The 23,778-nt window shown below is 45.4% G+C and carries 17 protein-coding genes; 6 read left to right on the top strand and 11 right to left on the bottom strand.

The features are described 5' to 3' along the window. Positions 1–9 precede the first annotated feature (9 nt). From NSS66_RS17455 to NSS66_RS17445, 3 genes are read right to left on the bottom strand one after another with little or no spacing between them, the layout of a single operon-like run. Positions 10–1,209 carry a Ger(x)C family spore germination protein gene (locus tag NSS66_RS17455; protein ID WP_023986905.1) on the bottom strand — a complete coding sequence of 400 codons (1,200 nt, stop codon included), beginning with the start codon at positions 1,207–1,209 and terminating at the stop codon, positions 10–12. Continuing rightward, positions 1,206–2,300: a GerAB/ArcD/ProY family transporter gene (locus tag NSS66_RS17450; RefSeq protein ID WP_023986904.1), complete on the bottom strand. Its 1,095-nt coding sequence runs from the start codon at positions 2,298–2,300 to the stop codon at positions 1,206–1,208. Before NSS66_RS17450 ends, NSS66_RS17455 begins: the two co-directional genes overlap by 4 nt. A 25-nt stretch (positions 2,301–2,325) precedes the next feature. Then, positions 2,326–4,026, bottom strand: a complete 1,701-nt coding sequence (locus tag NSS66_RS17445) for a spore germination protein (protein WP_023986903.1) — start codon at positions 4,024–4,026, stop codon at positions 2,326–2,328. Between the two features lie 238 nt (positions 4,027–4,264). On the opposite strand from NSS66_RS17445, the gene NSS66_RS17440 reads away from it, so the two are divergent. The 3 genes from NSS66_RS17440 (at position 4,265) to NSS66_RS17430 (ending at position 10,128) form a co-directional block, all read left to right on the top strand. Further along, positions 4,265–4,606, top strand: a complete 342-nt coding sequence (locus tag NSS66_RS17440) for a phage tail protein (protein ID WP_023986902.1) — start codon at positions 4,265–4,267, stop codon at positions 4,604–4,606. A 46-nt stretch (positions 4,607–4,652) separates the two neighbouring features. After that, a complete protein-coding gene (locus NSS66_RS17435; RefSeq protein WP_023986901.1) occupies positions 4,653–8,543 on the top strand; it encodes an immunoglobulin-like domain-containing protein in 3,891 nt (1,296 codons plus the stop codon). A 235-nt stretch (positions 8,544–8,778) separates the two neighbouring features. After that, complete coding sequence (locus NSS66_RS17430; protein ID WP_023986900.1) at positions 8,779–10,128, top strand: exosporium glycoprotein BclB-related protein; 1,350 nt, start codon at positions 8,779–8,781, stop codon at positions 10,126–10,128. Positions 10,129–10,199: 71 nt separating this feature from the next. Here NSS66_RS17430 and nirD read toward each other — a convergent pair whose 3' ends face one another. The 8 genes from nirD to NSS66_RS17390 all read right to left on the bottom strand — a co-directional run bounded on the left by nirD (position 10,200) and on the right by NSS66_RS17390 (position 19,477). Next, positions 10,200–10,529, bottom strand: coding sequence for a nitrite reductase small subunit NirD (gene nirD / locus NSS66_RS17425; protein WP_023986899.1), 330 nt, complete (start codon positions 10,527–10,529; stop codon positions 10,200–10,202). A 39-nt stretch (positions 10,530–10,568) separates the two neighbouring features. After that, the gene (gene nirB / locus NSS66_RS17420) at positions 10,569–12,998 is read right to left on the bottom strand and encodes a nitrite reductase large subunit NirB (RefSeq protein WP_023986898.1); all 2,430 of its coding nucleotides are present in this window, start codon (positions 12,996–12,998) and stop codon (positions 10,569–10,571) included. Positions 12,999–13,257: 259 nt separating this feature from the next. Further along, positions 13,258–13,929: a DUF4867 family protein gene (locus NSS66_RS17415; RefSeq protein WP_023986897.1), complete on the bottom strand. Its 672-nt coding sequence runs from the start codon at positions 13,927–13,929 to the stop codon at positions 13,258–13,260. Further along, positions 13,926–15,785, bottom strand: coding sequence for a beta-glucoside-specific PTS transporter subunit IIABC (locus tag NSS66_RS17410; RefSeq protein WP_340959455.1), 1,860 nt, complete (start codon positions 15,783–15,785; stop codon positions 13,926–13,928). The genes NSS66_RS17415 and NSS66_RS17410 overlap by 4 nt, the downstream gene beginning before the upstream one ends. A 141-nt stretch (positions 15,786–15,926) precedes the next feature. Beyond that, positions 15,927–16,886 carry a DUF7916 family protein gene (locus NSS66_RS17405; protein WP_023986895.1) on the bottom strand — a complete coding sequence of 320 codons (960 nt, stop codon included), beginning with the start codon at positions 16,884–16,886 and terminating at the stop codon, positions 15,927–15,929. Positions 16,887–16,928: 42 nt separating this feature from the next. Next, complete coding sequence (gene rpiB / locus NSS66_RS17400; protein WP_023986894.1) at positions 16,929–17,378, bottom strand: ribose 5-phosphate isomerase B; 450 nt, start codon at positions 17,376–17,378, stop codon at positions 16,929–16,931. A gap of 19 nt (positions 17,379–17,397) precedes the next feature. Further along, a complete protein-coding gene (rpe, locus tag NSS66_RS17395; RefSeq protein WP_023986893.1) occupies positions 17,398–18,054 on the bottom strand; it encodes a ribulose-phosphate 3-epimerase in 657 nt (218 codons plus the stop codon). A 412-nt stretch (positions 18,055–18,466) separates the two neighbouring features. Next, positions 18,467–19,477 (bottom strand): LacI family DNA-binding transcriptional regulator, encoded by a 1,011-nt coding sequence (locus tag NSS66_RS17390; RefSeq protein ID WP_028541072.1) that lies wholly within the window; start codon positions 19,475–19,477, stop codon positions 18,467–18,469. A 232-nt stretch (positions 19,478–19,709) separates the two neighbouring features. Here NSS66_RS17390 and NSS66_RS17385 point away from each other — a divergent pair, with 232 nt between their 5' ends. From NSS66_RS17385 to NSS66_RS17375, 3 genes are read left to right on the top strand one after another with little or no spacing between them, the layout of a single operon-like run. After that, positions 19,710–21,389, top strand: a complete 1,680-nt coding sequence (locus NSS66_RS17385) for a spore germination protein (RefSeq protein ID WP_068941338.1) — start codon at positions 19,710–19,712, stop codon at positions 21,387–21,389. A gap of 24 nt (positions 21,390–21,413) precedes the next feature. After that, a complete protein-coding gene (locus NSS66_RS17380; RefSeq protein WP_068941337.1) occupies positions 21,414–22,517 on the top strand; it encodes a GerAB/ArcD/ProY family transporter in 1,104 nt (367 codons plus the stop codon). Then, positions 22,510–23,703 carry a Ger(x)C family spore germination protein gene (locus NSS66_RS17375; protein ID WP_023986889.1) on the top strand — a complete coding sequence of 398 codons (1,194 nt, stop codon included), beginning with the start codon at positions 22,510–22,512 and terminating at the stop codon, positions 23,701–23,703. The genes NSS66_RS17380 and NSS66_RS17375 overlap by 8 nt, the downstream gene beginning before the upstream one ends. Positions 23,704–23,778 lie beyond the last annotated feature (75 nt).

Below are 23,778 nucleotides of genomic sequence, written 5' to 3'. Positions count from 1 at the left end.
AGGTGCAAACTAGTCTGCCGTCGTAATCGAAGAGCCGTAATCTTCAATATGGATATCTGTGCTAAAACGTACAGGAATGGTACTAAAAATGTTATCCCAATCCTCTTTAACCTTACGCCAAACTTTAGGATGCTGAATCCTCAACGCTTCTCCGAAACCTCCAACATCAGCCTGCAGCTTTTGCATTTTGGCTACAGTTTGTTCAGCTAATGAATTAACTCTCTCCTGAAAGATACTCTCTTCTTGTCCGAGCACATCATTGCTACGCAAATTTTCTTTCTTGTTAAAAACCTCGGAAACGCGCCCCTCTGAGGTCATTTTTACTTGGAAGGAAATGTCGTCTCCCTGAACGATGGCCTTGATCCTGCTTTTCACCGCTTTGATCTCATAGGCTATATTTTTACCGGTTTGGGGATCACTACTTTTCAGCACGCCTCCAACCAATTGGCCTTTGATCCACATGAGACCCTCGACCTCTGACTCATTCAGAAAGCCACCGTAGGTTTGTGTCTTTCCCTTGATGATTCCCGCACCTGCGAGCTTGATTTCATTCTCAGCCGTAATGACATTGGGCAATATAAAGCTTCTTTTACCCTTCATGGGCCCGACCACTTTAACCAAAGCCACGGGTTTTATCAACCGGGCATTCCGTTTACGATTTTCGAAAATATCCTTTAAGATATAGGCAGGAATTTGACCAGGAATTTTCTCCTGAAGCGCATTGCCCGCCTTGTCTGTACTAATCAGCAGCTGGACGCTGGGCCGAATGTCATTATCCCCCAAGAAAAAGTCCAGCAGCTCATACAATGGAATTTTGCGAAGCAGACTGGAGCTGATAATAATCGTTTTCAAATGTTGTCCGATGGGCGGTCGATTGGTTCGCAATGAAATTTCTCTTAACATTTCAAAAACGGAATCCCCCGTTTCCGTAATATTAAAAAACTTTTTAGCTTGTGGGGAGGAGCTGTTGGAGCCGCCGCTTTCCTCTGGGATGATAAATTGAAAGGTTCCGGTGATTAACTCTTTTTTCGGATAGTCTCCTCCTTTCCGTTTAATTTGTTCTTCTTGTGAAGATTGTGACACTACATCCATAGCAATGCCCGTCTCCAGATTTAGATCCTCCACCGGAGAGCTGCTCCAGCAGCCTGAAAGTGTACAGCATGTCAGGAGAGCCACCATTCCGAGTAATCCTGACTGGACTCTCTTCATGACCGCACCCCTCTCCAATGAGAAATAAGCAGCAGAGGGAGTGGAAGCAGAGCGAATAGAACGAAAGCTGCATTCCCGATCATCGTTCCAAAAGAAAATAACTCATTCAGATTTTTGGGAATTTGGGACAGGACGTAGATGAACGGGAGCAAAATAAACAGCGCCTTGGAATAAGAGCTATTCAAAATTTGAGAAACTCCGAGCGAAGCGCAATAAAAAGCAATACTGAATGTAGCAAAAATTTGCATGATCCAAATGGACAACAATAGGGATTCGAACCGTTCCAATAACAGATACTCCACTTCAAAACTGCGGGCCAAATCTAAAAAAGGCCAGGTTCTGGTCATAACTCCTTCCACCGAAAAGGCGCCAATGCATAAGATCATCGTAGCTGTATAAAAAATAGTCGAGATCCCGATTGCCAGTCCGACCGCCTTGGTTGCTTTCTCCGGTTTTTCCATCCGACAAAGAATAAACAGTAGGCACTCTGTCCCCGTTAGGGTCAGGGTTGTAGTCTTGAGCGCTTTAATCACTGGCATCACACCCTCGGACAAAACAGGACGCAAATTATTCAATTCGAAAATATTCAAACTCAGCAAACATATCAATAAAAAGATAGCTGCCGTAATCGGGAATATAACTTGACATATTTTACCCAATGTACCTATCCCCCCCAAGCAGAGATACAGAGAGATCCACATAAAGGGTGCTGAAATAGCCCACACTGGAGTTCCTTCAAGCAAAAAGAACGACGTTACTTCCTCCACAGCTCGGATTTCGTATGCAGCTATACAAATAAAATAGATGACGAACAAGATGCCCAACACTTTGCCGATGGCTTTGCCAGTTATCCGCTGAACATACTGGTAAAAGGTGCTTTCTGGAAACCGTGAACTTAGTTTGACTATAATCCATCCGAATAGGAAAGTGGCAGCCCCTGCTAAAATGACGGACATCCACACATCCGGTGTTTTTGCAGTTTCAACGGCTACTCTGGGAAGAGTAAGCAACCCGGCAGCCAGCATAAAGCAAAGCACGATTTCCGTCGTCTGTAACGTTGTAATTTTATCCGTTTTTTTCCCACGGGCCATCTTGCTCCCTCCTGTGTTGTTGAACTCATCCTTGTCGCTTAGGGTCTTTATGCTTCAATAGAATGGGTCTATTTTTCATAAATTGTAACGGTGCTCGCAAAAAGTAATCTTTCCAGTCCTTCAATGAACGTGGGGCCGTTAAGCTAAGATATGGCACGCCGAAGCTGTGTAATTTAGCCATATGAATGCTCAGCATCAGGAAAAACATGATCACGCCATACAAACCGAAGATAGCTGCCGTGAACATGGCCCCAAAACGAAGAACACGCATAGAGATCCCGGCGCTGTATACAGGTGAGGCAAAGGAAGAAATCGCCGTGACTGCTACTACAATAACGAGAATCGGACTCACAATCCCGGCGTCAACAGCGGCCTGTCCAATAATCAAACCGCCGACGATGCCCATCGCTGGACCGATGGGTTTGGGGAGCCGAAGTCCTGCCTCGCGTAAAATTTCGATGGAAATTTCCATAATCAGGGCCTCAATCAGCGTCGAAAACGGAACTCCCTGTCTCGCACTGATAATGGAAATGACCAACTTGGTTGGAATCAGTCCGGGATGAAACGAGATAAAGGAAATATAGAGCGCCGGGGCGAACAGAGATATCGAAGTTGCCATAAAACGAAGAAATCGAATAAGCGACCCCGGTATCCATCGTTCATAGTAATCTTCGGGAGACTGGAGCATCATCCCGTAGGTCACAGGCATAAGGAGCGCAAAAGGTGTACCGTCCAGCAGAATCGCCACGCGTCCCTCCAGCAATGCAGCCATGACCCGATCCGGTCTCTCCGTATTTTGAATTTGCAGAAAGGGGCTAAGAAAATTATCCTCAATAAGTTGCTCCACATAGCCCGACTCCAGCACCTCATCCATATCAATGGTTTTGACCCGCCGCTTCACCTCATCTACAAGCTCCGGGTCGGCAATATCTCTGAAATATACTACCATCAGCTGCTTTTCCACTCTTTTGCCGACTTTAAAGGACGACATGGCTAGTTCCGTACTTTCTCCATGCCTGCGCAGCATCGCTGTATTATCGCTGAGTATCTCTGTAAAACCGACTCGCGGTCCCCGCAGCACCGATTCCGATATGGGGTCTTCCACCCCTCGTGTATTCCCTTTGGGTGTACCCAGCACGAAAGCACCCGGTATGCCCTGAATCAAGAGTATGACTGAACCGAACAGCACCTTTTGCAAGGAGAACTGCACCTCTAACGTATGCTCTGTCTCCGATACCAGCATAACCTGACGAATAAACATATCCCGAAGCTCTTCTCCTCTCGGGAGATCTTCCCCCTCTTGCCCGGAGCTGCCCCAATCCATCAACGGCTTTAAAATATTCTGATCCATGCCAACCTTGTCCGTTAATCCATCCACAAAAAAAAGTGTGCCTACAGCGTTCAATTTTTCCAGAAAAATAGATCGTTCGTTCACGTCTGACATATCCGTAACTGCTTGTCTGATTTTTGCTACATTGGCTTCATAATCTTCGGTAAAGGTCCCTTTTACCTTCTCAGCCTCACTTACAGACGGATTACGATCTGCATGCTGCGAACGGTCTTCTTCTTCTAAAAGCTTTAATCGTTCCATACGTCTGCTCTCTCGACCATCCATCGCTCTAATTTGTCGTACCGTCAGAAAAATAATCAAAGGGATGAGGAACAAAAAGAAAGCTTCCATCCATACGTTCCATTTAGGCATATGAGTTCCGATGACCTGCCACACACTCTTTCCTCCTTCACTTCCATAGGATTTGTATATAGATTTACCTGGATTAGAAAAAAGATGCATGGGCAATGGAATAAATTTCTTTACTCACAAAAGGAATAAAAAGGTGAATTTGATAGATGAACTGTAGTGCCAAAAGTGGAATTACATGATAATATCTATTCATTCTATGACTAATGTCACAAATTTGTTGAATTCGTGGGCCATTATTCGAAACTAAAAAGGAGTTGTAGGTATGAAGAATCATTTTTGGAAGAAAGCCGCTGTGTTGAGTTTGTTAGCGGTCATTTTGTTAGGGGGAACGGCGATCAGTCCCAAACAGGCACATGCAGGTTATGAGCCTTATATTGGGGAAATTACGGTGTACCCGTACATGTTCGCTCCTAAAGGTTGGCTAAAATGCGAGGGTCAGCTCTTATCTATTTCGCAAAATACAGCACTGTTCAGTCTGCTGGGCACTAATTTTGGCGGCGATGGAATGAGCACATTTGCATTACCCGACTTGCGCGGGGCTTCCCCGTTGCCGAATGTAAACTACTATATCGCAACCGAAGGGGTTTACCCATCCCGCCCTTAATGAATGTGTTCATCGGTGGGCTAATTAATGAAGAAGAGGTGATGGCGTGCTCGAAGGCAATAACTTCACACGCAACAATTCAAAACCGTATCGCTTGCTGGTTCCATTGCTGCCATTCATCGGCGGTGCATTCCTGCTCATAGGGACGAATGAGGTTCACGCTGCCGGTTGGGAAAATGTGGTGCTTAACAAGCCAGCCACATCCAGTGGCTACAGCCAGCCCTATGATCCTTCCAGAGCTGTGGATGGGTCAATCGAACCAACAAGCCGCTGGTATCAAGCCAGCAACGGTGAAAAATGGATTCAGGTAGATCTGAGAGACTGGTATATCGTAGATCGATACGTTGTTACAGGTATGGGAGTCCATAACGGATGGCAGGATCAACGTGATCCATACAGTTTCCGATTGCAAACAAGCAGCAACGGAAGTAATTGGGTGACCGTTGATACCGTCCAGAATAATGGGAGCTCTAATGTTGAAAAGAGCATTATCCCTGTAACTACACGATACTTGCGATTATATATTGATCAAGGAAATGCGAGAAACAATCAATGGGCTTCCATCATGGAATTCGCAGCTTATGGGGAGCGATTGCCCGTTCCACAGGCTCCGGGTCATTTTACAGGAACCAAAAATGGAAATACGGTGGAGTTAAGCTGGGATGCTGTTCCTTATGCAACTTCATACAAAGTCATACGTGATAGTGTAACCCTCTATACAGGTAACTTAACCCAATTCATAGACACCTCAGCATTGCCGCCAGGTGAAGCCCTTTACACGGTTCAGGCCGTGAATGCTAAGGGGGAGAGCACTCCCTCAGAGCTTAAAGTGAACATACTTACCGATGCCGAGAGAGTTGCACAGGCAAAGGCTGCTCTTGCATTAGGCTTCGCATCTGGAGATACAGTTGATTCCGTATCCCAAAAGCTGACACTGCCACTCGCTGGATTGAATGATACGACGGTGAGCTGGAGTTCGGATACTCCTGACGTCATTACGAACGAGGGGGCTGTCACACGCCCGCGGTACGATCTGGGTGACCGAAAAGTAAAACTGACAGCTACGATTGCGAAGGGAAGCTCCTCGGATACTCAAACTTTCGAGGTTACCGTACCGAAGATAACTGCACAAGATACATTGGATCAAGCAGCAGACACCCTCTCGCTTGGCAATTTGTCTGCGGTAACAGAAAATATTTCTCTCCCTTTATCCGGTTATGGTGGAGCGCAGATCGAATGGTCCTCAGCCAAACCACTAATTATTGCAGCAGATGGAACACTCACCAGACCCTCTTATAATAGTGGAGATACGGATGTTACCCTAACGGCTACCCTGCAACTTGCAGGCTTAACGAAAACAAAGAACTTTACTGCGCATGTACTCAGTCTGCCCATGAGCGATACAGAAGCCGTTGACGCAGCATACAGGGCGCTTGAGCTGCCAATGACTACAGTAACCGGAGACGTATATTTGCCAAAAGACGCTCTGCATGGTGTTCAGGTGTCATGGTCATCGACTCAGCCCCAGTTCTTGGATCATACTGGGCATGTAACATTCCCAAGCTATGTGCAGGGCGATCAGACCATCACGCTGGAAGCAGTTGTGTCACGAGGCGGGGTTGAGCTACGAAAAACATTCAGCCTGCTCGTGCCTGCACTGCCCGTAAGCGCTGATGAAGCCGTAAATTTGGCAGCTAATACACTGAATTTAGATTATCCGCAAGGGATTAAGGATTCCATCGCTCTGCCTCGTACAGGAGCATTTGACACCCAGATCGACTGGTCTTCGGATCAACCAGATATCCTCAGCAATAGCGGTCAGGTGAATCGGCCTAAATATACAGACGGTGATGTGAATGTACAATTAATTGCCATTATTTCTAAAGGTGCAGCTTCTGTACAAAGAACATTCACGATCACAGTGCTGAAGGCATTACCGAATACACCTTACGTACGATTAAACGGTAGTAATCCAATTGTTCTGGAAGCCGGTGACAGCTTCACTGATCCGGGAGCCAGTGTACTGGACAGCGTATACGGCAATATCCTGATCCCTGAGCTTTCAGGTAACGGGAATGTCGATATAAATGTACCCGGTGTATATGTATTGAACTATGCTTATAGCGACAATGGAGGTTGGACAGCGGAGCCAGCAGAGCGCCATATAAACGTGCTGCCCCGTGCTGTTGGGGCCGCAGCAGGCAATGGGGATATAGCCTCTGTGGTCGTTACAGGTGCCTTACCAGGCGCACGGCTTGAGCTGTACAATGCCCAGCAGGAGCTTATAGCGGAAGGAATCGCTTCGGGAGAGGGAAAATATACATTTACACCTGTTCCTGAAGGAGCCAGCTACTATGTGCTACAGAACGTAAATGGTATGAAGAGTGCCCCGTCAGGGCTAGTATATCCGCAAGGGTTAACCGCGCAGCGCGTTGCGGATTCCATCACAAGCATAACAACTCCTACAACAAGTGATACACTGCTCAGTTTGCCTGTTGTACCTGATGGTTTCCGTGTGACCATCAGCAGCAGTAGCCAGCCAGACATCGTGCGTACAGACGGAACTATTGTTCAAGCAGATACTCCTTCCGTTGTAACTATCATGCTGGATGTTATGAGGGTAAGCGATGGTTCTCGTGCTTTGACGCAAGCCATAGAAGTCACCGTTCCTGCCAAGGTAATTGCGAACACAGGCAAATCTAACAAAGATAAGAATGAGGATCTATCTGCTTTCATACCACAGATCGGATTTTCCGAACAAGGGAAAGAGTTCTCCCTCTTTGTTCCTTCGCCGGCATTCCTGGATGAGCAGATACAGCAAGCACTTCGCGAAGGCAAAGCATACGCAGACATTCGTTTGGAGCAGGAGAAGCAACTGAGTCGTGTTATCCTTTCTCATTCTTTACTGAATAAATGGGATAAGATTGGTGCATCGGTAATATCCCGATATGGAACACTGATGATATCCAGTGACACCTTAACCAGCATGGCCTCAGGCCAGCAGGACGTTACATTGTCATTCCAGCAGGTAGATGTACAACGTGCACAGCAGATCCGTGATTGGGCTGAGCAACAATCCAGCCTGACGCTGATGGGTCCGGTTACAGACATCAAAGCCAATGTGACAGGAACCTCGTCGATCATTCTACCGCTGGATAACGAATCCTTAGGTGAGTTACACAATGCAGAGCCCCAGTTCTCCATTCTTGTTATTCATGAGAATGGCGAGCGTGAGATTCTAAAAGGGACTGCTGTAATGGATTCAAAAGGGATTTTGTCGGGTGTGAGTGTCAATACGACCGGGTTAGGTACCTTTGTCGTCGCCACAGACGCAAAGTCTCAAACCAATAATGCCAGTGTGCAAAATGACCAAATCAATTCGTCAGATTCGCAAGAGCTAGCTCAGGTATGGCCGGATGTACAAGGCCATTGGGCAGCGAAGTCCCTGCAATCTCTTGCAGACAAAGGCTGGATACAAGGCTATAAAGACGGCAACATACGCCCTGAGCGCGCTGTAAGCCGTGCAGAATTTGTAGCCATACTGACCAGAGCATTGGGAACTGCTGGAGATGAGAGCCCTTCTACCTCATTTACAGATATGCAGGGACACTGGGCTGGATCAGCCGTGGATTCTGCTCATCGTCAGGGATGGATTCAAGGGCTAACCGCTCAAACTTTCGGACCTGATGAGAGTCTTACCCGTGAGCAGGCGATGGTGATCCTGTCACACGCGATGCAGAATCAGACATCCATTTCCAGCACTACTGCACTGCAATCCTACAAGGATGAGCAGCAGATTTCAGCATGGGCCTCCGCAGCATTTCAAAATGCAGTATCCTCCGGTTGGATCAGCGGTTATCCAGATGGAACACTCAAGCCAAAAGCAGCCATCAGCAGAGGTGAGATGGCTGAACTGCTGGTACGTATTCTTAAATAAGACTTTTCAAGCTTCATACATCAGATGAGTATAAGCAAATACAACGCGGCCTCCAAGCTTTTCGGGGGCCGTATTTTTTTATGTATATTTTATGTACAAGCCTCCAACAATCATTTTCGCTTGTTTATTCACCCTTTTCGCTTCAGTAAATATATTATGAATATCTGCGAAGCGGGGCGATGAACCACCTATCACCTCTACAGTAGGAAGAATGATAAGGAGGAGATATTTGAGCATGAAACATAAAAAACCGTTCAGGTTCAGTGGTGCTTCAAAAAAAGACGAAGACTGTAAACCAACAAGAGTAAATAAAAGTATCGAAGCTCTTCTCAGACTGATTAATGAATTGACCGCGATCATCCCCGTCGTATTCGCAAACCCCTCTGCGGCTAATGTATCTTCCTTGCAACAGATTTTAAGACGTTTGTTGTCTCTGGCGAAAAGCTTAAGACTTAGAGGCGGGGTTAAGGCAGACTTGCTGGCAGCGCTGGAGCTTGCTATTGTTGCGTTAGAAGCTACACCTTTCTCTCCGATCGGCGTAGGTACTGCACTGCAACAATTGCTGGATGCCCTATTGTCCATCGTTTTACAAGAATCCCTTGATCCTGCTCTTAAAGACAGCTTAATCAGCGCGATCAGAATCGCTGGAACGACGGTTAGCAACGTATTAGGTGAAACATACTTGTCAGGGGAGTCCGGTGCACAAGGACCTCCTGGACCTGTGGGACCCGGCGGTGCGCCTGGACCCGCAGGTGGACCAGGGCCACAAGGGCCTCCCGGACCTATCGGAGCACCCGGACCTGTTGGCCCTGCCGGGCCCGTGGGGCCTGCGGGGCCCATTGGAGCGGCTGGACCTGTTGGCGCCGCCGGGCCTATCGGGGCCGCTGGACCGGAAGGCCCGGCCGGACCTGTCGGCGCTACAGGTGCTGCGGGCCCTGCCGGGGGTGTGACAGGCGCCACGGGCGCTACGGGCGCGGATGGATTGGTCGGGCCAGCCGGGGCCATAGGGCCTGCTGGAGCCACGGGTGTTACGGGCGTTACAGGGATTACCGGAGCCACCGGCTCGGGAGCCATCATCCCGTTTGCTTCAGGAGGACCTGCTATACTGACAACTGTTCTTGGCGGAGTGGTAGGAACCACAAGTTTGATCGGCTTTGGGAGCTCAGCAACAGGTATTAGCCTCGTAGGCGGGGTCATAGACCTGACAGGTACACTTGTAGGACCTCTGATTAACTTTGCTTTTTCCGTACCACGGGATGGCGTAATTACATCTATTACTGGTTACTTCAGTACAACAGCTGCATTAACTCTCGTGGGTTCAACTGCGGCAATTACTGCCCAGCTGTTTAGTTCCCCAACACCTAATAACACTTTCACAGCAGTTCCGGGAGCTATCGTTACATTGGCCCCTCCACTGAATGGCATTGTTGCTTTGGGAACGACCTCTAGCGGCATTACTACTGGTTTGGCTATCCCCGTAACCGCACAGACTCGTCTGCTCCTTGTCTTCTCTGCAACAGCTACGGGACTTTCCCTCGTAAACACTATCGTAGGTTATGCAAGCGCAGGCGTTACCATTACCTGATCCAAGACGAAAAAAGGGCCCCACAGGATTGTTCCTGTCGAGCCCTTTTTATTTGTATTCCAACAGACGAACTAAACCGTTTCGAACGATATTTTTACTTCTTCTCCCTCTTCACAAACGGCGAACGTTTTAATTTGTCCGTGATCAGGCTCTTGAACGATGCCCGTCTGCAGATCAATTTTCCAGTCATATAAAGGATCATAGATATAATGACCAGATACTATAGCCTCTGTAAGAGGACCTCCTTTGGGATGAGGACTGCTATTTTCAACGGCATAAAGCTCATTCTCCGAAGTGCGGAAAACAGCAATTTCAGTACCTTTGATATGGATGGTACGCCCTATTCTGATCGGAAAATCCTTACTATGACCGACGACAAGCCATTCGGCATTTTTGATCATTTGCTTGATCGCTCCCTTCCTCAGGCATTTTAGATACAATTACACAATAGACGGGGTGACAACCTCGAATAAATTTTTGCGTGAATCCTCATCATTGATGATCTTTTTCCAAGGGTCTTCGACCTGTTGTAATGCAAATTCGATGCGTTCTACTAAAGCTTGTCGATGATCTGTATCATGAACGACAGCCTTCTGAATCTCCTCCAGACCGATCCGTTCCACCCACTCCGAAGTACGTTCCAGGTATTGTCCTGTTTCCCGGTAGAGTTGCATTACGCTTCCTACAATATCAATCAACTCGGCGTCGGTTTTTACTTTACAGAGTGAATCAGCCAACCGCGCTTTAATACCGCCATTACCACCGATAAAGATCTCCCAGCCCCCATCATTACCTACGATTCCGATATCTTTGGTACATGATTCCGCACAGTTGCGTGGACATCCATTAACCGCTAATTTGAATTTTGCCGGGAAATCCAGTCGTTCGAATTTCCGTTCCAACACTTCTCCCATTCCCATCGAGTCCTGTGTGCCAAACCGGCAAAATTGTGATCCAACACAGGTTTTAACTGTACGAAGTGACTTCGCGTAGGCATATCCCGACGGCATATCGAGTTCTTCCCATACTTTAGGCAGATCCTCTTTACGGACACCGATCAAATCAAGCCGCTGTCCTCCTGTTACTTTAACGACCTTAACGTTGTATTTAAGAGAAACATCTGCTATCTTCTTCAAATCTTCTGGGGTCGTTACACCACCGTACATTCTAGGAACAACTGTAAACGTTCCATCCTTTTGAATGTTCGCGTGCAATCGCTCATTTACAAAACGGGAATCTCCCTCATTTTCATAGGTATCCGGGTTAATCATTCCCAGATAGTAATTCAGCGCTGGCCGACATTTGGAGCATCCTTCATCATTATGCCAACCCAGTACATTCATAACTTCACGCGTTGTTGTCAGCCCTTTGGTTTTGATCGCTTCCACAATCTCGTCCCGACTCAAAGTTGTGCAGCCACATATTCCTTGCTTGGCTGACGTCTTGAAGCTGTCTCCAAGAACGTACTGCAGAATTTGCTCTACAACCGGCTTACACCCTCCACAGGAACGCGTTGCTCCGGTGCATGCCTTAATTTCATCGACTGTGGTCAGTCCATTATCATTAATCGCATCCACAATCGTCTTTTTGGTTACACCGTTACAGCCACAGACAATTTCGTCATCAGCCATCGTTTCAGCGGATAATGATTTCGCCCCGTCCTTGCTGCATCCAGTACCCATGATCTGTCCATATATCTCATCTGTCATCAATGTTTGCTGACGCACATATTTTTGAAGGCTAGCAGATTCGCTCACATCGCCAAACAGTACAGTTCCAACAATCTTATTTTCACGAAGCAGCACTTTTTTGTATGTGCGCTTCCACTCATCCTTTGCCACAATCACCGTATGTTCAGGCTGGGTTATGAATTCGCCAGCTGAGAAAACATCCACCCCTGAAATTTTGAGCTTGGTGGAAACCACCGATCCCATATAACCTTCAGTATCCGCACCTGCCAAATGTTTGGCAATTACACTCCCCTGTTCAAACAGCGGAGCTACCAAGCCGTAACAGGTTCCGCGGTGTTCAACACATTCCCCTACAGCATATACATCCGGCACGGAGGTTCTCATCAAATCATCGACTACAATACCACGGTTCGTTTCCATACCACTTTGCACAGCCACCTGAATATTAGGTTTGATCCCGACGGCCATAACGACCAAATCCGCTTCCAGCTCGCTTCCGTCTGAAAACCGCAGTCCTTGTACCCGATCTTGACCGTACACCTCCGCAGTTTGCATTTGCATAGCAAACTTGATTCCCTGGCGTTCTAGTTCTGTTTTCAGCATCGCAGAGGCTTCCCGGTCCAGCTGGCGTTCCATCAAATCCTCCATTAAATGAACGACCGTAACATCCATACCCAGGTTGACCAAGCCTTTAGCTGCTTCCAGCCCCAATAGGCCTCCACCAATGACAGCTGCCTTTTTAAAGGTCTTTGCTGCCTCAAGCATTGCCGAGCAATCGGCGATATCTCGGAAACCGATGACACCCGGTAATTCTTTACCCGGAATAGGCAGAATAAATGATTGTGAACCAGTAGCTACCAAAGCTACATCATAATCAATTTCCAGTCCGTCTTCGGTGCGAATCTTCTTGTTCTCACCGTCAATGCTTTTCACCATTTTTCCTGTATATAAAGTAATCCCTTGATCCGCGTACCATTGCAAATCGTTCAGTATGATATCATCAATCGTTTTACTACCTTCCAACACATAAGAGAGCATGATCCTGTTATAGTTCGGATGCGGCTCATTTCCCAGGACCGTAATTTCATACTTATCCGTTAATTTCAAAATTTGTTCGACCGTATTGATACCAGCCATCCCGTTCCCTATAACCACAAGTTTTTGTTTACTGTTTATCATATACCGGTTCCTCCATTCATTCGACGATGCTTCCTATCCGACGACATCTCCTACGTTCCTATGAATATTGCTTATGCTTCTATTTTAATGCAGCAGATAGAGCTATATGTGATTAGAATCACAATGTAGTTCAAATTAAAAATATTTAGGGATTTCCCTATTCTGCTTCAAGGGATAAAGGTAAGCAGCTGAAATTGAGTTAAAAAAAAGGACCAGCTAGCTGGTCCCTTAGTTTAATTTATGAATGATGGACTTTGACTCAAATGGGTGAAATATTCAGCAACTTCCCGTGCAGCCCGGGATGGACGCCAGCCGCGATTTTTTCCATCTGTGTACTATGAACCATAAGAAATTTATTTTTCTTAGTCAGCAGTAGGTTCCCCCGGCTACCTTCTCCCGCTTCAAGTGGCATATTCGTTCCTGCCGGAAGGATCACAATCGTCAAATATCCTTCACTGTCAACTTTACAGGGAGCATAATGAAGTGTCGTTGAATATATCTCGACAACCGTGTTTTTAGGCTGAAAAAACACCTGAACATTTGCACTGTCATAGGAATTGTCCTCAATGTCCTGTACTCTGCCGACAAGATGAATACAGTCTGTAGCGGCAATCACCACCTCGCTGCCCTGATGATATTCCAGCCCGGTCAGACCCGTATTCTGACCTGCGCAAAAACCAGCCTGAATTGGAAGTTGGCCGTACACCTCATCTTGAATCCGGTGAATTACACCGAAGTCTTCGAGTTCTGCGACCGAAGGTACATAATGGTTTCCTTGATCGGGTACGCTGGTCGTTTCTTTTGCATACTTGATAAGCTCTGTGGTATTAAAATGAGGCAGCAGCCTTCCATACGGGCGGAATGCTTCGCTCATTACCTCATAAATGACCAAAGGTGCATTGATTTGATTTAGTCTTTCCGTAGTCTTCATAGCTTGACCTCCAGCAATGAATCTCCTGTGTACACTTGGTTATTTCCCAGCACCTTAACGTCAGAGTATTCGGCTGTATTCGTCACAATAATCGGTGTAGTCATGTCATAGCCCATAGCTTTAATTGCTCCAATATCAAACTCGACCAGCAGTTGACCTTTGGTAACCCGATCCCCTTCTGAGATATGCGTTTTAAAATGCTGTCCTTTCAACTTGACGGTGTCCATACCGATGTGAACCAAGATCTCCGTTCCTCCATCCGATACAATACCAATCGCATGGCCTGTACGGAAGGCATTAGCTATAGTTCCGTTGAATGGAGAGAGCAGTTTGCCATCCTCAGGCACAATAGCAACGCCTTTACCCATGGCTCCAGTAGAGAACACTTCATCAGATATCTCGGATAACGGTTTGACAGTACCCGTCAGCGGGCTGGAAATATTCTCGTTCGTTAGCGCAGGAGCTGGGGTTGCAGCTTCTTTCTTCTCTTCATGGACTGCAATCATTTCTGTTTCCATGGAATCATTAAATCCAAAGAAATACGTAGTAATGGCTGTGAATATATAAGCTACGATAATGGCAATTACAAATCCGGCAAATCCTGTGCCGAAGAATATCGGCAGGGATGCCAAGCCCGGTATACCTGGAGCAATCGCCACGGAACCCGCCGCACCTGTGATTGCCCCGGCGATAGCGCCCCCGATAATAGCCCATACGAACGGTTTTTTGTAGCGGATACTAATCCCGTAGATGATCGGTTCCGTGATGCCAAACAAACCTGTTATCGCTGCAGGCCCGGCAATCGCTCTCACTTTTGGATTTCTGGTTTTAAGGAATACACCCAGTGCCGCACCTGCTTGTGCAAAGTTAGAAGGCGCAAATAATGGTTTCAAAGTATCATGACCGTATACCGCAATGTTATTGTACATGATAGGAATAAACGCCCAGTGCAGCCCCATAACAACTAACATCTGCCACCCGGCACCTACAATGACTCCCGCTACAATCGGACTCAAATTGTATAAGAAGGTGTAGCCCTTAGCCATTCCCAAGCTGGCATATATTCCAATCGGTCCAACCGCGATCAGAGTCAAGGGAACAATGACCATTAGACAGATAAGTGGCGTTATAAAATTTTTCACGCTATCATGAATTACTCTATTCAGGAATTTCTCCAGAATCGATAGCAACCAAATCGCGATAATCACTGGAATAACCGAAGAAGTATAACTCATAAGAACAACTGGAATATTGAAGAACGTAATATCCACTTTATCGTTATACAAAGTAATAATATTCGGGTATACCAGAGCTCCCGCTACTGCAAGCGCTACAAACGTATTCGCTCCAAACTTTCTCGAAGAAGTGACTGCAATCGCTAGCGGCAGGAAATAAAAGATACTATCTGCGGCAGCGAACCAGATCGAATAGACACCACCTGTTTTGGTGAGCCATCCTAACGAGACAAGCATTAATAAAAGCCCTTTCAAAATACCGGAAGCTGCCAGCGCCCCCAAAAATGGTGTGAAAATACCGGAAATAATATCCACCGTTTTGTTGAACCAGTTGCCATCAGAAGCAGCGGATGCATTCGATTTGTCGTCATCTCCAAGGCTACTGATCTTTAAAATGTCTTTATATACATCCCCTACCGTATTTCCAATGACCACTTGATATTGTCCACCGTTTTCAACAACCGTAATAACCCCGGGAATATTTTGTGTTTGGTTCTTGTCGGCCTGATCCCTGTTTTTTAATTTAAATCTTAACCGAGTGGCACAATGCACCAAGCTAGAGACATTTCCTTCTCCGCCAACGGACGCTAAAATGTCTTTTGCCAGTTTTTCATTGGACATACTGCTCGCTCCTTTAATCCTCATTTGGCATTTTTCTATAAAAGTAAACGTTTACATGGATGGTGGTAATTCAAAGACTCTACGCGCACTCCAAGGAGTACGAAAAGAATATAGAGTCTTTGAATTACACGGGTTCAATCGTTACCGACTTCTTCCTACCATTCTCTTGATTGTATGTCTGCGTCCTTTAATGGACAGCGCAAGCTGGTATACGTTCTCAGGAAGAGGTGTTCCTGCATAACCACCATCTCCAATGGCATGAATATCCGCGCCCGTCTGTTTCATCATGAGTGCGATCCAGGCAATCGTTTGAACATCTGCCCCTTCAACTGAGCTGTTCAGGAAAGAAAGAGCAAGCGTTCCGGGTTTATATGAATGGACAAATTCTACACATTGTCTGACGTGCTCCACTGTAATACCATGTCTGGAGCCAGGTGCAGGCAACGTAATAACGTCAGCACCAGAATCGATCAAGTCCTTAATAATTTCATTGGAAGGTCTCTCGCTCAGTGGATCACCCAATACTTTCTCAATGGTTCCGTCTTCCCATTTTCCGGCGCAGATCAGGATTTTGTCTCCCAGTGTTTCTTTTGCCAGCTTGGTAGCCTCAATGATCCGTTCAAAGGTTGTACCTGCGGAAGGATTTCCTCCCAATACGATAAAGTCAGCTCCAATCTCTAAGGCACGCAGGAAGTTCTCTCTGGAAGCGATTCTTCCTTCTTTGGCCTCCACATATTGTTCTCCCGCAACCTGAGCATCCGGGCTTGGACACTCAAAATAAATACCGAGCGGAACACCGGCCCATTCCTTGATTTGCTTCAGGCTATACGGCTTATCAGCCAGCTTGCCATGCTTCATTTCACGCAATCCGATATTGGATTCTTCCTTGATCATATCAAAGCCATTCAGCATAACCATATCTGCGCCGTAAGCTGCTTGGATCTCCGCATTGGTAACGCCATCGACCAGGCCGGAATTCAGCATCACATGATGCTGTCCCATAATGACGCGCCCTTCAGAAGCCAGAATGGATTCTTTTAGATCTGCTGCGCTAAATTTCAAAATATCCGTTTTCGTGCTTGCGATTAATCTTTTTGCCAATGTAATCTCCTCCAAGTCATTTATGTTTTAAGTGGTCGTTCGTCAGCACAAATGCTGTTCCTCGATGTCGGATATCATCTTGATGCGGTCGCCATGGCGTCCTCCTTCAAACTCAGCCTCCAGCCATGATTTCACTATCATTTTCGCCAATTCGCTTCCGACGACACGTGCACCGAATGCAAGAACATTTGTATTGTTGTGCTGCTTGGACAACTGTGCAGAATAAGGCTCGCTGCATACTACAGCCCGAATTCCCTTGACTTTGTTGGCCGAGATGGATATTCCCACGCCTGTGCCGCAAATCAGAATGCCTGCGTCAGCCTGCTTTCCGACCACAGCCTCTGCAACGAGCTTTCCATACTTCGGATAGTCGGTTCTTTCTGAAGTTTGCGGTCCATAGTCCATGACCTCATGACCCAGTTCATTAAGATAAGTTGAAATCGTCGTTTTAAGCTCTACAGCCACATGGTCGCTACCGATGGCAATTTTCATGGCTTTATTCCTCCCCGAATTAGATATTTTTTAATCTGTTAATGATGGTTTTGTAAGATTCTTCTTTACCAAACAAAGTGGATGTCCCCAGTACGAATCCTTCAACCCCGTAGTGTGCCAATTCGTTGATCTTCTCTTCGGAGATAGCCCCATCAACCACGATTGTATAATTCAATCCCTTTTCGTGTTTAAAAGCTTGCAGCGCTTTAATCTTGTCGTTCACGAAGGGTAAATATTTTTGCCCTGCAAAACCCGGATTTACGGTCATGACCAACACATAGTCAACCATGCCAAGTAAAGGTTCTACTGCAGCAATGGCTGTCCCCGGATTAAGAGCGATTCCCGCTTTTACCCCGCTTCCAACAATTCGGTCAATGGTGCGCGTCGGGTGCATATCGGCCTCCGGGTGAAAATAAATGATGTCTGCACCCTTATCGGCAAATAAATCAATATAGGCGGAAGGGTTGTCTATCATCAGATGTACATCCATTGTTTTTTGGGTTTGTTTACGGATAAACTCCAAATCCTGAAGCCCCATTCCGAAATTAGGGACAAATCTACCATCCATAATATCAATATGATAAATATCCACATTGGCTTCTTCCAGCGCGTTTACTTCATGTTCCAAGGAGCTGAAATTAGCGCACATCATGGAAGGACATAATAACATACTCATTCATAATCACCCTTCTTCTAAAATAGAGTAAACGATTACTCAAACGACATAATCTATTTAACATTTTCCAAAAAGCAGCAGTTGATCTTTATGCCCTTTGGTATTGAATAAATTGGTAGAGAAAACGTTTACCCATTAAAAAAATAACAACAGTTCATGGCTCGAACTCCATCACTTGTTGGTTCCTCACACATCATATGGATTCTGATCTCTCTTGGGTAAACGATTACATTTAACATAATTAAAGTTATCATTTTCTGATATTGTTGTCAAACCATTTTTTTGTTGGATATTAAACGGGAAAGTTTACAGCATAATAGAGCACAGCTCGACCATCTTACTCTGGAGAGGTAAAACAGTACCTATGCTCACCTCTCCCTTGGCTAATGCAAGATGATATCTGACCACGAAACTAGGTGGTACTGCGTTGTATCAATCGTACTGGGATGGAATAATGCTGCTCTTGTTCCATCTTGTCTCCACTCAGCATACGAAGCAGCATACTGGAAGCTTTATCTGCAAGTGTTTCTTTATCCTGTTCAATTGTAGTCAATGGTGGATTACAGTATTGGGAAATTGTGTCATTATCAAAACCCACTATCTTGACTTCACCGGGGACCTGTACTCCGAATTTCTGTAACGCCAGTAATCCGCCCAAAGCCAACCAGTCATTAGTTGCAAAAATACCGTCAAACCGCAGTCCTTTTTCCAAGACATGTTTAATAGCAGCCTGTGCGGTCTCCAGAGTAGGCCCATCATTGCGAACTGCAACCAAGTGGTCCTCGGATGGATGCAGTCCATGCTTTTGCAGAGCATCTTTATACCCGTACAGACGCTCATTAACAGAGGATAGATTGTTTTGCTTGGTCAACAGCAAAATTTCCTTGCAGCCTTTGTTAATCAGCTCCTCTGTCGCCAAAAATCCACCCTCATAATGATTGGACTCAATAAAAGCTACGTTCGTATTAATCTTTGGTCGTCGGTCAATACATACAATCGGAATGGGACGTTTAAGCAATTCCGCAGAAAGCTCCTCCTGACCCGAAATGCAGATCAGACCATCTACCATTTTTCCATCCAAAGTTTTCAAATATTCTCGTTCCTTCTCCGCATCTTTAGCAGTATTACATATAATGGTAGAATATCCTTGTTTAAAAAAGAAGCTTTCCACTTTTTGTACAATGACTGAAAAAAATTCATTATTAATATCCGGCACCAAAACGCCAATCGTCTGTGATTTACTCATCCGCAGGCTTTTGGCGATGCTGTTAGTCTCATATTGGTACTTTTGGATTACTTCAACAACCTTCTGCCGTGTTTCCTCAGAGAAGCGACCATTCTCGTTAATCACACGGGAAACCGTAGCTACAGAAACTCCACTTAACCTGGCAATATCCTTTATGGACACTTGATTTTTTTTCATATTATTTCCCTCAAATAATTATATTGAGTAAACGTTTTCCTGATTGGAGATTAACATAATCCTAATATGGGTGTCAACTGACACACTAGCATAGAAAGAGTTTTCCGCCAAAATACGAAGAGACCACAAGTCAACATACCATTTAATGAGTAAATACAACCTTTATAAGGAATACTTTAGGAACAACTTGTATCTTAAGGAAAAATGAATTAATCGTATGGAGGTGATCATCATGTGGTCTAAAATAATTTCTTATATTCCAAGCTGGAGTACACTCTTTCAAGCAGGCCTCGCATTGATTATTCCTTTAGGGATTTATTATATAAACACCTCGATTTATTCGTTTGTTGGCAGTAAGGGAGCGAAATCCAAGCATTCTTCTGGTCGTTCTCTTTCCGACGAACATAACGAAGGCCACGCTGATCAGCAGCATGAACCAAGCTCCAAAATTACAGGGAATTATGATTCCGACTTAAAGTCGATCCAAGAAGCTATAGGCGAAAATAGTGATGTGCATTTTCGTGAGTTTGTAGTAAAGAAATATCATGCACGGTCCGTTTTAGTCTTCATAGATGGTATGCAGGATGAAAAGCTAATGAGCAAGCAGGTATTGGAGGTCTTGATGTTTGACGGCCAGCAGGCCCCACAGGAACAGCAGGAAAGTATAAATAGCTCTTTTATAAAAGAAAGCTTGATGCCGCTTACGCAAATTAGTGAAGTTGCTGATATGGAGGACCTGCAGGAGTCTATACTTTTAGGGCATACTGCCTTATTAATTGAAGGAATGAAGGGAGCACTGCTGGTAGGCTCGCCTAATGGCGCCATTCGCTCCGTCAATGAACCAACCTCTGAAGCATTACTTCGGGGTCCCAGGATCGGTTTTACGGAGGTATTAAGTGAAAATACTTCGATGCTTCGACGCCAAGGCATAAACAAAAGTCTGGAAATGAAGAAATTCCAAGTGGGAAGCCGAATCAAAAAAGATCTGGTTGTCGCGTACATCAAGGATATTGTGAATCCGGATCTCCTCGAAGAAGTAAACAGCAGAATTTCAAAAATAGACATGGACTTTTTAGCTGAATCCGGTTATGTGGAGCAACTTATTGAAGACAATTATTTAAGTCCGTTCCAGCAGGCTCACAACACTGAGCGCCCCGACCGTGTCATGAGTGCCTTGTTGGAAGGAAGAGTAGCGATTCTGCTGGATGGTACTCCCTTTGCACTTATTGTTCCGGTGACCTTCAGTATGCTACTCCAATCTCCCGAGGACTATTATGAGCGCTGGATTCCAGGGACACTTTTACGCGTGTTACGATTTTGCGGAGCTTTTATAGCGCTTATGGGTCCTGCTTTATATATCTCTTTCATATCGTTTCATCCCGGTTTGATTCCAACCAAGCTGATTATTAGCATCATCGAGACCCGTCAAGGCGTTCCTTTTCCATCTGTCATAGAAGTTATGATTCTGGAAATCTCTATCGAAATCCTGCGGGAAGCCGGCATACGATTGCCCAAACCTATCGGTCCTGCCATGGGCATTGTGGGAGGCTTAGTCATCGGCGATGCTGCTGTCAATGCGGGCATTGTTAGCCCGTTCCTGGTGATTGTGGTTTCGGTTACTGCCATCTCTTCGTTTTCGATACCGACATATAGTGCGGGCATTACCTTGCGTCTTTTGCGTTTCGTTGGCATGCTATTTGCAGCAATCCTGGGCATGTTTGGAACCGTATTGTTCTTTCTGTTAATTTGTATCCATCTGACGAAATTAAAAAGCTTTGGCGTACCGTATGTGACTCCCTTCTCCCCTATGCGTCCAAGCGACTGGAAGGATGTGTACATTCGAGCCCCTATATCTCTGATGAAACGAAGACCCGTTATGATGAAAACTCAGCAAAGCAAGCGCAAATCATAGCACCCGGAGGAAGGAGGAAGGATTGTGTTTAGACGTTCTGATGATAAGATTACATCCAAACAGGCGGCAGTATTCCTGACCAATACGGTATTAGGCGCAGGGATTTTGACACTGCCGAGAGGTGTAACTGAAACGGTAAAGACTCCGGATGCATGGCTCTCTGTCCTGCTTGGCGGATGTATTGTCATATTAGTGGTGTTGCTCATGGTAAAATTAAGCCAACAATTTCCCGGTAACACTGTGTATCAATACTCCAGGAGAATCGTCGGTATCATTCCAGGAGGATTTTTAAGTCTATTATTAATCATATACTTTATCATCATCGCTGGCTTTGAGATTCGTGTTTTAGCTGAAGTGACGATTTATTTTTTGCTTGAAGGGACACCCATATGGGCGATTGTGATTCCATTCATCTGGGTGGGAAGTTATCTGGTTTTTGGAGGTATTAATCCCATTGCGCGGTTATACCAGATTGTACTCCCGATCAGTCTCTTCTTTTTACTCATCTGTTTTGTCCTTAGCCTAAGGATCTTTGAAATTGACCATCTTCGTCCTGTATTGAGTAGCGGTATTCTTCCAGTAGTTAAGGGGCTAAAGTCGACTGTCCTTGTTTTCACTGGATGTGAAGTCATCATGACACTGGTCGCTTTCTTACAGTACCCTGAAAAAGCCATAAAGGCCATGGTAGTGGGAATCAGCATCCCTTGGGTATTATACTTTTTGACAGTAGTTATGGTAGTCGGCGGGTTATCGGTGGACTCTACTATGACAAGTACCTGGCCCACCATTAATTTAATGCGCAGCTTTGAAATCTCCGGATTTCTTTTTGAACGTCTTGAGTTTCCGTTGCTGGTAATCTGGATGATGCAAATGTTTTGTAATTTCTGCAGTTTTTTCTTCAATGCATCCTTAGGTGTCTCACAGGTATTTGGCCTTAAATATCGTTATGCGATTTTCGGCTTAATCCCAATTATCTTTATCTCCACAATGACTCCTGTTCGTATGATGGAAGTGTTTAGCCTAGGCGATGCGATCGGATACATGGGAATCATTTTATTTTTTCTGGTCCCGGTACTTCTCTCCATCGTTTTCATGATCAGGAAGAAGGGAATGAAGCAAAATGTATAGGCAACAAATCCTATCTTTGCTGCTTGCCTTCATTCTCCTGGTAACTCAAGCCGGTTGCTGGAGCAGCAGAGAAATAGAAGAACTAAGCATGTATACAGGACTGGCTCTGGATAAGGGTGAGCCCAGCACAGTGGAAAAGGACCTGGAAAAGGAAGGCAGCCGTTACTTCAAGAAAAATAAAATTACTGCCACTGTGCAAATCGTCCCCAAAAAGACTTTTGGAAACACGGCAAAACAAGGTGGTGGACAAGGGCCAAACTATATTAATATAGCTGCCACCGGGGATTCTTTACTTGAAATCTTCCGGCAATTATCCCTTCGTCTGGATCGCCCGATTATTGGCCACCATCTAAAGGTCATGGTGGTTTCCACCAAATTGGCAGAACAACAGACGATGCAGCAATTGATGGATTTTGTGCTTCGTGATAATGATATTCGTCCGAGTTGTTTTGTTTTCTTAAGTAAGGAACGTGCAGCTGATACCTTAGTTACCAAATATAAGGACGAGGTCCCATCCATTCATATTCTGTATATGCTTCGTAATCATTTCAGAACCAGCAAGGTGATGAGGGGAGTCAATTTGTCTGAATTGGATGGGTTGATGCACTCCAAAAAAAGCTATATATTGCAAAACATTTCTGAATCCGATGGGGAATTAGAATTTTCGGGTGCTGGTGTTATTAAAGGAGACACCGGTCACTGGATCGGTAGTTTGGGACAACAAGACGTAGAGAGCATTGCATGGATTAAAGGTGATGTTGAGGGCGGAGCTGTCAAAACGTATGACAAGCGGAATGAAGCTATAACTTATGAGATCAAATCGGTAAAAAGCAAAATAACAGCGAAGGTGACCGAGGGTAACGATATCTCGTTTCACGTAAAAATTGAATCCAAAGGACGTTTAATCGAAAACTGGGATGAGAAAGTGAACCCGACAGAGACACGAAACATGAAAGAGGCTGAGAAAGAATTTGAAAAAGAAGTGACTAGAAGGATTAAGTCTCTTATGCACAAATTACAATCAGAATATAAAGTCGATGTCGCCAGTTTTGGTGAACGTTTAAATATTGAGCAGCCTCAAGTGTGGAAAAAAGTAAAGGATGATTGGGATTACAAATTCAGCAAAATACCCGTAACCTTCGATATAAAATTATCTATTACGGATTTAGGCTCATCTGCCGAATGAAAGAGTCGAATTGGCCTTATATAAAAGCCAATTCGACTTAAGATTCGCGGTTGTCTTCATAACCATCCAACACTG

This window comes from Paenibacillus sp. FSL R10-2748 (assembly GCF_038005565.1).
In the GTDB taxonomy this organism is placed as follows: Bacteria; Bacillota; Bacilli; order Paenibacillales; family Paenibacillaceae; genus Paenibacillus; species Paenibacillus polymyxa_B.
The sequence above is the reverse complement of the archived record's forward strand: the minus strand, read 5'-3'. Positions and strand labels throughout refer to the sequence as shown.